The following is an 11,249-nucleotide window of genomic DNA, read 5'->3' as shown; positions in this document are numbered from 1 at the left end:
AGTCTCTGCGGACGTGACGACAGCGCCCGAGACCGACACCACGACCATCCTCGCCAGCGTGGGCAGGCGGATCGCCGACGAACTGGGGGTGCGCGAGACCCAGGTCCGTGCCGCCGTCGAACTGCTCGACGGCGGCTCCACGGTGCCGTTCATCGCGCGCTACCGCAAGGAGGTCACCGGTGGCCTCGACGACGCCCAGTTGCGTCAGCTCGAGGAGCGCCTCGGGTACCTGCGCGAACTCGACGAGCGGCGCGGCGCGATCATCGAATCCATCCGTGGCCAAGGCAAACTCGACCCGGCGCTGCACCAGCAGATCATGCTCGCCGAGACCAAGGCCCGGCTCGAGGACATCTACCTGCCGTACAAGCCCAAGCGCCGCACCAAGGCCCAGATCGCGCGGGAGGCCGGGCACGAGCCGGTGGCCGACGCGCTGATCGGCGATCCGACCACCGACCCGGCCGGCTACACCGCCGAACAGCTCGAGGGCGCCCGCGCCATCCTGGTCGAACGTTTCGCCGAAGACGCCGATCTCGTCGGCGAGCTGCGTGAACTCATGTGGAACCGCGGCCAGGTCACCTCGACGGTGCGCGCGGGCAAGGAGGAGGCCGGCGCCAAGTTCGCCGACTACTTCGAGTTCAGCGAGCCCTTCCACAAGCTGCCCTCCCATCGCATCCTGGCGCTGCTGCGCGGTGAGAAGGAAGAGGTGCTCACCCTGCACCTCGAACCCGACACCGAGGAGCCCGAGCCCGGCGCGCGCACCATTTACGAGGGCCGCATCGCGGTCGCCTTCGGCATCGCCGACCAGGGCCGCCCCGCCGACTCCTGGCTGCTCGACACCGTGCGCTGGGCCTGGCGCACCAAACTCCAGGTGAGCCTGGGCATCGACACCCGCATGCGGTTGCGCCAGGCGGCGGAGAAGGACGCGGTCGACGTGTTCGCCGCCAACCTGCGCGACCTGCTGCTGGCCGCCCCGGCGGGCACCCGCACCACCATGGGCCTCGATCCGGGCTACCGCACCGGTGTGAAAGTCGCCGTCGTCGACGCCACCGGCAAGGCTGTCGCGACCGAGGTCATCTATCCGCACAAGCCCCAGGGCCAGACCGAGAAGTCCCTCGCTGTGCTGGCCGCGCTGGTGGCGCGCTTCAACGTCGAGCTCATCGCGATCGGCAACGGCACGGCCTCGCGCGAGACCGATGCCCTTGCCGCCGAACTGATCTCGCGCATCCCCGAGAACAAGCCGACCAAGATCGTGGTCTCCGAGGCGGGCGCGTCGGTGTACTCGGCCTCGGCCTACGCCTCGGCCGAACTGCCCGACATGGACGTCTCGCTGCGCGGCGCGGTCTCCATCGCCCGCCGTCTGCAGGACCCGCTGGCCGAGCTGGTGAAGATCGATCCGAAGTCCATCGGCGTCGGCCAGTACCAGCACGACGTGTCCGAAACGCTGCTGGCCCGCTCGCTGGGCGCCGTCGTCGAGGACGCGGTGAACGCGGTCGGCGTCGACGTGAACACGGCCTCGGTGCCGCTGCTGTCCCGCGTCTCCGGCGTGTCCGGTTCGGTGGCGGAAAGCATTGTGGCGCACCGCGATCAGAACGGCCCCTTCCGCAGCCGCACGGCGCTGCTCGAGGTGCCTCGGCTCGGGCCCAAGGCGTTCGAGCAGTGCGCGGGCTTCCTGCGGATCCGCGGCGGTGACGACCCGCTCGACACGTCGGCGGTGCATCCGGAGGCCTATCCCGTCGTGCGCCGGATCCTCGAGCACACCGGCCGTCCGGTGGCCGAGGTCATCGGCAACACCAGCACGCTGCGCGCGTTGCGGCCCGCCGACTTCACCGACGAGAAGTTCGGTGTGCCGACCGTCAGCGACATCATCGCCGAGCTCGAGAAGCCGGGGCGCGACCCGCGTCCGGAGTTCAAGACCGCCGAATTCGCGGCGGGCGTGGAGAAGGTCGCCGACCTCGAGCCCGGCATGGTGCTCGAGGGCGTCGTGACCAATGTGGCAGCCTTCGGCGCGTTCGTCGACGTCGGCGTGCACCAGGACGGTCTCGTGCACGTGTCGGCCATGTCGCACACCTTCGTCAAGGATCCGCGCGAGGTGGTCAAGTCCGGTGACGTCGTGAAGGTGAAGGTGCTCGAGGTCGACGTGGCCCGGCAGCGGATCGGTTTGAGTTTGCGACTCGACGACGAGCCCGGCAAGCCCGCGCAGGGGGACAATCGTGGTGGCGGCGCACCGCGCGGCCAGGGCCGGGGCCAGGGCCGTCCGCAGGGCGGGCGTGGTCAGGGCTCGGATCGTGGACAGGCGCAGGGACGCGGCCAGGCTCAGGGGCGTGGCGGCAACCAGCGCAGGCAGGCGGCCGAGCCGAGCGGATCGATGGCCGACGCGCTGCGCCGGGCGGGATTCGGCGGCAAGTAACTCGACGGCAGGCGGGCGGCATGCGACGGTGGCTCGAAGACGACGTGATCGCGCACGGCCGCCTGCCCCTGCTGTGCTTTCTGCTCGGGTTCATCCTGGGGTTCCTGGTCATCCGGCTCAGCGTCCGGATGATCAGGGCGAATGTGCGGTGGTGGCCGGGCAACATCAAGGCCGGCGACACCCACATCCACCACATGGTGTTCGGCGTCATCACGGTGCTGCTGTCGGGCATCGGGCTGATCGCGACCGCCGAGGACTCCACCCAGGTCACCTCGAGCGTGCTGTCCGCCCTGTTCGGCATCGGCGCCGCGCTGGTGCTCGACGAATTCGCGCTCATCTTCTACCTGCGTGACGTCTACTGGGAGGAGCAGGGCCGCACCTCGGTGGACGCGGTCTTCGTCGCCGTCGCCGTCACCGGCCTGCTGCTGCTCGGCGTCCAGCCGGCGACCTTCCTCGACTACGACGACTTCCGCGAGTCGCGTGGCATCTGGATCCGCATCGCACTGCTGGCGTCGCTGGTGCTGAACCTGGTGCTGGCCGCCGTCGTCATCGCCAAGGGCAAGATCTGGACCGGTCTGTTCGGGATGTTCTTCGCCCCGCTGCTGCTCATCGGCGCCGTCCGGCTGAGCAGGCCGGGCGCCCCGTGGGCGCGCTGGCGCTACGGTGACCGGCCGCGCACCATGGCCAGGGCGCTCGCCAGGGAACGCCGCTACCGGCGGCCCGCCATCCGGGCCAAGATCTTCATCCAGGACCTGATCGCGGGCACACCCGACGTCGAACACGCCAAGACGGCGGCCGAGGCCGAACTGCAGCGCACGGTTGTCGCGGCACCGCCGGCGCCGCCGCCGCACCCGCATCTGCCGCATCGCAAGCGGGTCGACGAGCCCGTCGACCCGTGACGGGGACCGCCCGATTTCAGCCGCGGCCCCCCGGTCTGGCACAATGAACCGGTTGCCTTGGACGGGTCATGTCCGAGAGCACTCCTGTTCTGAGCATGAACCGGTCGAGCGCGCGAGTGCCGCCAGGTTCCTCTGTTCGCGCAAAGAATCCGAAAAGGTGGAAAATGAACACCCTTGATTTCGTCGACGAGAAGTCGCTGCGTAGCGATGTCCCCGACTTCCGTCCGGGCGACACCCTGAACGTGCACGTGAAGGTCATCGAAGGCTCGAAGGAGCGCATCCAGGTCTTCAAGGGCGTCGTGATCCGGCGTCAGGGCGGCGGCATCGGCGAGACCTTCACGGTCCGCAAGGTGTCCTTCGGCGTGGGTGTCGAGCGCACCTTCCCGGTGCACAGCCCCAACATCGACCACATCGATGTCGTGACCCGTGGTGACGTGCGTCGCGCCAAGCTGTACTACCTGCGCGATCTGCGCGGCAAGGCCGCCAAGATCAAGGAAAAGCGCTGATATTGCGGTAGCTGATTCCAGCACACAGTTTTCCGGTAGCCCGGCGCTCCGACTTCGGTCGGGGCGCCGGGCTACTCTGTTCGGCGTGGCAGACGAAAGTGGGTCGGTGTCGGTGTCCGATTCGGGCGACGAAGGTGGACGGCGCAAACGAGCGCGCGGCGCGAAGAAGCAGCGGCCGTTCTGGCAGGAGTTGCCGATCCTGATCGTGATCGCCGCGGTGATCGCCGCGCTGATGGTCACTTTCGTGGGGCGGCCCTACGTGATCCCGTCGCAGTCGATGGAGAACACGCTGCTGATCGGCGACCGCATCTATGTCGAGAAGATCAGCTACTACGGGTCCGAACCCGGTCCCGGCGATGTCGTGGTCTTCGTCGGCCCGCCGTCGTGGAACGGGCACTACAAGTCGGTGCGTTCCGACAACACCGTCATCCGCGGTGTGCAGAACTTCCTCTCCTACTTCGGCCTGGTGCCGCCGGACGAGAACGACCTCGTCAAGCGCGTCATCGCCGTCGGTGGGCAGACCGTGCAGTGCTGTGATCCGCAGGGCCGGGTCATGGTCGACGGCAAACCGCTCGACGAGCCCTACATCAAGAAGGACTACCCCTGGTTCACCGACCGCCCGAACGCGGTCTACCCGGCCGGGCGCGTGTTCGGCCCGGTGAAGGTGCCCGAGGGCAACCTCTGGGTGATGGGCGACAACCGCAACGAGTCGGCCGATTCCCGCGCCCACGTCAGCGATGATCTGCAGGGCACGGTGCCAGTGGACAATGTGCGCGGCAAGACCGTCTTCAAGATCTGGCCGCCGGGCCGGATGGGTCCGGTCAAGAGCCAGAACGCGCAGGAAAACTGAGACACGGGGACAATCGAACTGTGGGGCAGGATCGGACCAACTGGCCGCCGCGGGTGGTGATGCGCCGGGCCGGGGGACTACGCACACTCGAGGCGGCCCTCATCCGCGGTGGGCTCGGCCCGGTGGCCGGCGTCGACGAGGCGGGTCGCGGCCCGTGCGCGGGGCCGCTGGTGATCGCCGCGTGCCTGCTGGCGCCCAAGGCCTACGACAAGCTGTCCGGGCTCGACGACTCCAAGAAACTCACCGAGGCGGCCCGTGAGGAGCTGTTTCCGGTCGTCCAGCGGTTGGCGCTGGCGTGGAGCGTCGTGGTGGTGCCCGCGTGGGAGATCGACTCGATCGGCATCCACGTGGCCAATATCGAGGGCATGCGCCGGGCCGTGGCGGGTCTGGGGCGTACCCCGGGCTACATCCTCACCGACGGTTTCAAGGTCCCCGGGCTGCCCGCTCCGTCGTTGCCGGTGATCGGCGGCGACGGTACCGCGGCCTGTATCGCCGCGGCCAGTATCCTGGCCAAGGTGACCAGGGACCGGATGATGGTCGATCTCGACGCGCGGCACCCCGGATACGGCTTCGCCACGCACAAGGGCTACAACACGCCCGAGCACACGGCGGCGCTGCGCGCACTCGGACCGAGCACCGAACACCGCCGTTCTTGGCGGAATGTGCGCGACCTCGAGGTGCCGGACGGTAGCCGAGTGGCTCCCCGCGCCGCGCATGCGCGATGATGTCAGCTATGAACGCGGCGCTGCTAGAAGGAGGACTTCCCACCCGATGAGTGCTGAGGACCTCGAGAAGTACGAAACCGAGATGGAACTGTCCCTGTACCGCGAGTACAAGGACATCGTCGGCCAGTTCTCGTACGTGGTGGAGACCGAACGTCGCTTCTACCTGGCCAATTCTGTCGAATTGCGGCCGCAGAACGCCGACGGCGAGGTCTACTTCGAAGTGCGGATGAGCGATGCCTGGGTGTGGGACATGTACCGTCCCGCGCGCTTCGTCAAGCACGTACGGGTGATCACGTTCAAGGACGTGAACATCGAGGAGCTGGAGAAGCCGGACCTGCGGCTGCCCGAGTGATGCCGTCCCGCCCGCCCGTGGTTGTCCACAGGCGGGCGGTTGTCCACAGGTTTGTCGTTCGCCCAGGTCGGCGGACCGATGCCGACGGCGCCGGGCGGCACGCTGGCAGCCATGGCAGACAAGCAGGCGCTCGGCGCATACGGGGAGAAGCTGGCCGCGCAGTATCTGCGTGAGTCGGGCATGGAGATCGTCGCCCGCAACTGGCGATGCCGCTACGGCGAACTGGACCTGATCGTCCAGGATCCGCAGATCACGGCATTCGTCGAGGTGAAGACCCGCTCGGGGCTCGGTTTCGGCGTGCCCGCCGAGTCGGTCACCTTCAGCAAGCAGCAGCGGATCCGGCGGCTGGCGCTGTTGTGGCTGGCCGAGCAGGAAGGGCCGTGGCGCCGGATCCGGTTCGACGTGGTGTCGGTGCTGGTCCCGCGCGGGCACCGGCCCGTCATCGACCACCTGACCGCCGCGTTCTGATGGCTCTCGGACGGGCGCTGTCGGTGGCGGTCACCGGGGTCGACGGCCAGCTGGTGGAGATCGAGGCCGATATCGGCCAGGGCCTGCCCTCGGTGAATCTGGTCGGGCTGCCCGACACCGCGCTGCAGGAGTCGCGCAACCGGGTCAGATCGGCGGTCGCGAACACGGGCGAGAAGTGGCCGGACGGGCGGGTGATCCTGGCCCTGTCGCCCGCGACGCTGCCGAAGGTGGGCAGCGTGTACGACCTGGCCCTGGCGGTCTCGGTGCTCGACGCCTCCGGCGCGGTGCCGGGCGAGCGGCTGGCGAAGACGGTGCTGCTCGGTGAACTCGCGCTGGACGGTCGCGTGCGCCGGGTGCGCGGCGTGCTCCCCGCGGTGATCGCGGCACGTACGGCGGGCTTGCCGACCGTGGTGGTGCCCGCCGAAGCGGTGGCAGAGGCCGGCTTGGTCGAGGGCATCGAGGTGCTCGGGGCGACCAGCCTGCGCGCCGTCGTCGCCTGGCTGCGTGGTGAGGGTGCCCTGCTGGAGCCGGACGGGGTCGTCCCCGGCGCGGTGGTGCCCACCGGGGATCTGAGCGATGTGGTCGGCCAGGACGAGGCGCGCTGGGCACTGGAGGTCGCCGCGGCAGGCGGGCACCATCTGCTGCTGACCGGTCCGCCCGGCATCGGCAAAACCATGCTGGCGCAACGTCTTCCTGGTCTGCTGCCGCCACTGTCGGAGCCCGAGTCGCTCGAGGTGACGGCGATCCATTCGATGGCCGGGTCCCTGTCGGCCGAGCAGCCGCTGATGACCCTCGCCCCGTTCGTTGCCCCGCACCACTCCACCTCGGTGACCGCGATGATCGGCGGCGGGTCCGGCATGGCCAGGCCGGGCGCGGTGAGCAGGGCGCATCGGGGCGTGCTTTTCCTCGACGAGTGCGCCGAGATCGGGACGAAAGTCCTGGAGGCGCTGCGTACTCCGCTCGAGGAGGGCGAGGTGCGCATCGCCCGCCGCGACGGCGTCGCGCGCTATCCGGCCCGGTTCCAGCTGGTCCTGGCCGCCAATCCCTGCCCGTGCGCGCCGGCCCGCGACGTCGACTGCATCTGCGCGCCCCTGGCCCGGCGCCGCTACCTCGGCAAACTGTCCGGGCCCCTGCTCGACCGCATCGACATCTGGGTGCAGATGCACGGCCAGGCGGGCGCTACTTTCGGCGACACGAGGGCGGAGACCAGCGCCACCGTCGCCGCACGGGTGGCCGAAGCTCGCGCGCGGGCCGCGCAGCGCTGGAGCGCCGACGGCTGGGCGACCAATGCCGAAGTGCCAGGCCATATCCTGCGGCAACGGTTCCGGTTGCCCCGCGAGTCGATCGCGCCGATCGATACGGCGTTGCGGCTCGGCCGCATGTCGGCTCGTGGCGCCGATCGCGCGATCCGCGTGGCCTGGACCATCTGTGATCTGCGCGGCGGTGAGGTGCCGAGTGTGCAGGATGTGCTGTCGGCGTTGAACTTTCGTCAGCGTGGTGCGCAGTGAGCGGCGCGTCGGCGAGGGTGTGCCGGTGCCAGCCGCTCCGGGGCAGCGACGATCGGGCGCCGCTCACCTCCACCGGTGACTTCGCCACCATCGGCCGTCCGGCCCGGGCGGCATGCTCGCCGTCGCCGTCGCCGTCGCCGTCGCCGTCGCCGTCGCCGTCGCCGTCGCCGTCGCCGTCGCCGTCGCCGTCGCCGTCGCCGTCGCCGTCGCCGTCGCCGTCGTCGTCGGCTGGGCGGCCCTACGCGGCTACTCACCGCGAAAGACGGTGCGCACAGCTGTGTGGCTGGTCGGCACTAGGAAACGAGCGGTGCGGGTGTGGGTCCTTGTCGCCGTCGCCGATTCGGGATCGAGGGGTGTGGTCGAGGTTGTTGCCGCCGTGGTCGGACACCGAGGCACCCGCCCTGGCGATGCAGCGCACCTCGGCTGGCACCGCGGTGAGCGCGGTGGCGAGGTGACCGGGGTGGTCGATCTCGATGGCGGGGCGGATGATCGGCGATTGGCGTGGGTGTACCTGTCGCGCGTGGTGCAAGGGCCCTGTGCGCCGCTGTCGGCGTTGATCGCGTCGGTCGGCGTGTGTGAGGCCGCCCGTGCGGTCCGCGAATGCGAGCTGCCGGAAGCCTTGCGTCGGCCGACAGCCGCACGCCGCGAACTGGATTCGGCGGAGGCGGATCTGGAGATGATGGCCCGGCTCGGAGGCCGGGTGATCACACCCGACGACGCGGAGTGGCCGCAGTGGCGGATGCTCGGGCTGAACCAACTCGACACCGATCGGGATCGCGAGGGAGCGGTGCCGCTCGTGCTGTGGGCGCGGGGCCCGCTGTCACTACAGGGGGCTTCCGAGCGTGCTGTGGCGATGGTCGGTTCACGTTGCAGCACTGGCTACGGCCTGCAAGTGGCCGGCGAGATCGCTTGCGACCTGGCCGGTCGCGGCTGGACGATCGTCTCGGGCGCGGCCTTCGGTATCGACGCGGCCGCGCACCGGGCGGCACTGGCCGTCGGTGGCTCCACGGTCGCGGTCCTGGCCTGCGGCGTCGACCGCCCCTACCCGGCCCAGCACGACCGCCTGCTCACCGCCATCGCCGACTCCGGGCTCGTCGTCAGTGAATACCCGCCGGGCACCAGTGCGCAGAAGCACCGTTTCCTCGCGCGCAACCGGCTGATCGCGACGTTGGGTGACGGCGTCCTCGTCGTCGAGGCCGGGCTGCGCAGCGGCGCCCGCAACACCGTGAAATGGGCGCGCCGCCTCGGCAGGCCGGCCATGGCGGTGCCGGGCCCGGTCGGGTCCGCGTCCTCGGCAGGCTGCCACCGCATGATCAGGGAGGGCGAGGCACTGCTCGTCACCCGCGCCGAGGACGTCATCGACGAAGCGGGCCCCTTGCGCTTGCCCGCCGCCGACAACGAGGCACCGGACCCCGCCGCGCACCTCCGCGGTGTCGAGGCGGATGTGTACGCTGCCCTCCCTGCGGTCGGCGCCCGCCTACCCGGCGACCTGGCCCAACAGTCCGGACATGACCTCGCCACTGTCCGAGCTGTCCTCGTCAGCTTGGAGCTGGCCGAACTGGTCGGCTGCGATTCCGACGGATGGTTCCGCCTCCGATCCCGGCGTGCCGACAGCCGGTGAGACGTGCCCGAGCCTGTCCATGTGGTCAGGGCGGGTGCGTGCGGGACCGTCGCCGTGGATGGCGGCAGGACGGCTCTCCTCCACGCGGCTTCCGCATCCGCTGAGAACGCCGCGGTGGGACAGGGATGGCGTTGTCTCGGCTGGTCCCACGGCGCCCGGTAGCGCTCGTCGTACCGGGCCACGACTCGAGGGTGGTCAGACCGGGCGACCGATCAGGCAGTGCAGTGTCGACAGCCAGGTGCACGTTCGCGTGGCGGGTGCGTCGTCGACCGTCACGGCCCCGTTCGGGCACAGACAGGACCGTGACCGATCGGCGTTGGCCGGTTTGTTCGCCCTCAGCATGCCTGCGCCACGCCGGCAGGTGTTTCTCGACACCGCCGGGACATCGCTGCCGCCGACCGCGGTGAACGGCGGGTGGGTCTTGTCGCAAGCGAGAAGTGGTGGGGCTGGGCGGTGCTGTTGGCTGCGGCGTGGTGGGTTGCGTGGGGGCGGGGGAGGGGCGACCGTGGGGGGATGGATGTGTTGCCCGATGATCTGACCGCGCTGCTCACCGAGTTCGGGCGGCATCTGCGGCTGGGGCGGAATCGGTCGGCGCACACGGTTCGGGCGTACCTCGGGGACGTGCGATCGCTGCTGGAACACCTGTACGCGCGGTCGCCGGATTCGGCCGTGCGCGAGCTGGACCTGCCGTTGCTGCGGTCGTGGCTGGCAGAGCTCGCGGCAACCGGAGCGGCGCGCACAACTCTGTCCCGGCGAGCCTCGGCCGCAAAGACTTTCACCGCCTGGCTCACCGACACCGGACGGCTCGGTATCGACCCCGGCCTCCGGCTGCAGGCGCCGAGGGCGCACCGGGTGCTGCCCGCGGTGCTGGCGCGTGGCCAGGCCGTCCAGGCGATGGACGCGGCGGAATCCGGGGCGGCTCAACAGGATCCGATGGCGCTGCGCGACCGGCTGATCGTCGAACTGCTGTATGCCACCGGCATTCGCGTGAGCGAACTGTGCGGCCTCGACATCGACGACATCGACCGGGAACGCCGCCTCGTCCGGGTCCTCGGCAAGGGGAACAAGGAACGCTCGGTGCCGTTCGGCGGGCCAGCCGACACGGCACTCGATGCCTGGCTGCGCGCCGGCCGGCCTTCCCTCGTCAACGACCACTCCGGCCGCGCGCTCCTGCTCGGGCAACGCGGCCGCCGCCTCGACCAGCGCCAAGCCAGAACCGTCGTCCACGACACCGTCGCCGCCATCCCCGGCGCCCCCGACATGGGCCCGCACGGCCTGCGCCACACCGCCGCCACCCATCTCCTGGAGGGCGGGGCCGACCTGCGCGTCGTGCAGGAACTCCTCGGCCACGCCAGCATGGCCACCACCCAGCTCTACACCCACGTCTCGGTCGAACGCCTCAAACGCGTTCACGACCAGGCCCACCCGCGCGCCTGAACGCCGACCGGGACGGCCTTGTGCGGTCGGCGCCAAACCTTCCGCCGTCTGCTGCAGAGCGGGGACGGACCCACCGTTACAGCAGAGCCGCCAGGGTATCGGCCTGTGCGCTCAGGTCCGCACTGCGGTCGGTGGCGCCGAGGCGCTCGTATTCGAGTGCGGTGGCGCGTCTTTCGTCGATCTCGCGGCGCACGATGGCTTCGATGTCGGCTTCGGTGAGGTGGCGGCGGCTGACTTCGGCGGCACCGAGACCGATGGCGCTGACTTCCAGCGCACCGGCCTTCACATCCGTGGCGTCGACGGCTTCGGCGTTGTCGATGGCTCCCAGCGCCGAGCGCAGTGCCGAGACCGCGCTGCGGTCACGCGCCTTCATGGCGGGCTTCAGGGCAGCGCGCAGCCGGTCCCGCAGGGCGGGGGCGAGCTGATCCGACGCTTCGGGAGTCATGCTCGTCGAGGGTAATCGGGGTGATCGAGGG

At 70.2% G+C, this 11,249-nt stretch carries 11 protein-coding genes; 10 read left to right on the top strand and 1 reads right to left on the bottom strand.

Annotated elements, in window-relative coordinates; genetic code table 11:
- Positions 1 to 13: 13 nt before the first annotated feature.
- From DFR69_RS03415 to DFR69_RS03370, 10 genes are all read left to right on the top strand, one after another.
- Complete coding sequence (locus DFR69_RS03415) at positions 14 to 2,407, top strand: Tex family protein (RefSeq protein ID WP_110035877.1); 2,394 nt, start codon at positions 14 to 16, stop codon at positions 2,405 to 2,407.
- Positions 2,408 to 2,427: 20 nt separating this feature from the next.
- Complete coding sequence (locus DFR69_RS03410) at positions 2,428 to 3,306, top strand: hypothetical protein (RefSeq protein ID WP_110035876.1); 879 nt, start codon at positions 2,428 to 2,430, stop codon at positions 3,304 to 3,306.
- A gap of 164 nt (positions 3,307 to 3,470) precedes the next feature.
- On the top strand, positions 3,471 to 3,812 hold the full coding sequence (gene rplS / locus DFR69_RS03405; RefSeq protein WP_019048201.1) for a 50S ribosomal protein L19: 342 nt from the start codon (positions 3,471 to 3,473) through the stop codon (positions 3,810 to 3,812).
- Between the two features lie 85 nt (positions 3,813 to 3,897).
- Positions 3,898 to 4,662, top strand: a complete 765-nt coding sequence (gene lepB / locus DFR69_RS03400) for a signal peptidase I (protein ID WP_373867099.1) — start codon at positions 3,898 to 3,900, stop codon at positions 4,660 to 4,662.
- A gap of 20 nt (positions 4,663 to 4,682) precedes the next feature.
- Positions 4,683 to 5,387, top strand: coding sequence for a ribonuclease HII (locus tag DFR69_RS03395; RefSeq protein ID WP_110035874.1), 705 nt, complete (start codon positions 4,683 to 4,685; stop codon positions 5,385 to 5,387).
- A 46-nt stretch (positions 5,388 to 5,433) separates the two neighbouring features.
- Complete coding sequence (locus DFR69_RS03390; protein ID WP_011210678.1) at positions 5,434 to 5,739, top strand: DUF2469 domain-containing protein; 306 nt, start codon at positions 5,434 to 5,436, stop codon at positions 5,737 to 5,739.
- A 111-nt stretch (positions 5,740 to 5,850) separates the two neighbouring features.
- On the top strand, positions 5,851 to 6,207 hold the full coding sequence (locus tag DFR69_RS03385) for a YraN family protein (protein ID WP_110035873.1): 357 nt from the start codon (positions 5,851 to 5,853) through the stop codon (positions 6,205 to 6,207).
- On the top strand, positions 6,207 to 7,715 hold the full coding sequence (locus DFR69_RS03380; RefSeq protein ID WP_110035872.1) for a YifB family Mg chelatase-like AAA ATPase: 1,509 nt from the start codon (positions 6,207 to 6,209) through the stop codon (positions 7,713 to 7,715). Before DFR69_RS03385 ends, DFR69_RS03380 begins: the two co-directional genes overlap by 1 nt.
- A 460-nt stretch (positions 7,716 to 8,175) precedes the next feature.
- Positions 8,176 to 9,336, top strand: a complete 1,161-nt coding sequence (gene dprA, locus DFR69_RS03375; protein ID WP_110036139.1) for a DNA-processing protein DprA — start codon at positions 8,176 to 8,178, stop codon at positions 9,334 to 9,336.
- 513 nt (positions 9,337 to 9,849) lie between these two features.
- Complete coding sequence (locus tag DFR69_RS03370; RefSeq protein WP_110035871.1) at positions 9,850 to 10,773, top strand: tyrosine recombinase XerC; 924 nt, start codon at positions 9,850 to 9,852, stop codon at positions 10,771 to 10,773.
- Between the two features lie 76 nt (positions 10,774 to 10,849).
- Here the strand turns inward: DFR69_RS03370 and DFR69_RS03365 are convergent, their stop codons facing one another.
- Positions 10,850 to 11,218, bottom strand: coding sequence for a GatB/YqeY domain-containing protein (locus DFR69_RS03365; protein ID WP_110035870.1), 369 nt, complete (start codon positions 11,216 to 11,218; stop codon positions 10,850 to 10,852).
- Between the last annotated feature and the right edge of the window lie 31 nt (positions 11,219 to 11,249).

It is taken from the genome of Nocardia neocaledoniensis (assembly GCF_003182135.1).
Taxonomy (GTDB): domain Bacteria; phylum Actinomycetota; class Actinomycetes; order Mycobacteriales; family Mycobacteriaceae; genus Nocardia; species Nocardia neocaledoniensis.
This window is presented reverse-complemented; position numbering and strand designations above follow the sequence as displayed.